Origin of the sequence: Acinetobacter lwoffii (genome assembly GCF_022967985.1) — a bacterium.
Taxonomy (GTDB): domain Bacteria; phylum Pseudomonadota; class Gammaproteobacteria; order Pseudomonadales; family Moraxellaceae; genus Acinetobacter.
Map to the genome: position 1 here is coordinate 1 of NZ_JALJVC010000054.1, position 637 is coordinate 637.

The following is a 637-nucleotide window of genomic DNA, read 5'->3' on the forward strand; positions in this document are numbered from 1 at the left end:
ATGGCAGCCTGAACCTGAAAATGTCAGATTATTAAAAGCTTTACTAGGCAGACGAGATGTCTATCTAGGTAGTCTATTGCAGGAAAAGAATCGACTTGAAAAGGCGCAGTCCACTCATACCTCCGTTGTTGTGATTAAATTACTTGAAGAGAATATTGAGTATTTAAATCAGCAACTTGAAAATATTGATAAGTTAATAAATAATCACATAGATCAAGATCCAACATTGAAACAGGATTTGAAATTACTGCAAACTATTCCTTCAATCGGTGAACGATCAGGCTTATTACTGTTGGGGTTATTTCATTCGCACAAGTTTGAAAAAGCAAGTCAAGCTGCTGCATATGTAGGTTTGGTTCCAGTACATCAGTTGTCTGGCAGTTCAGTCAACAAGCAAAGTCACTTATCAAAAGCAGGTGACAGTAAAATACGCTCAGTATTGTATATGTCAGCATTAACAGCGATTAAATATAATCCACACATTGAAGCTTTATATCAACGATTATTAAGCCAGGGTAAAAATAAAATGTGTGCTTTAGGTGCTGCAATGCGCAAGCTTATACATCTGTGTTATGGCGTTTTAAAACATCAGACTGCCTATCAAAGAGATTATTTATTGGTCGAATAATCTCAAAAC

The 637-nt window shown here is 35.8% G+C and carries 1 protein-coding gene; it reads left to right on the top strand.

All coding sequences use genetic code 11. From position 1 onward, the window contains the following. Positions 1 to 628, top strand: a 628-nt coding sequence (locus MWG72_RS15445) for a transposase (RefSeq protein ID WP_247144428.1), incomplete at its 5' end; no start/stop codon positions are given. Positions 629 to 637: the final 9 nt, after the last annotated feature.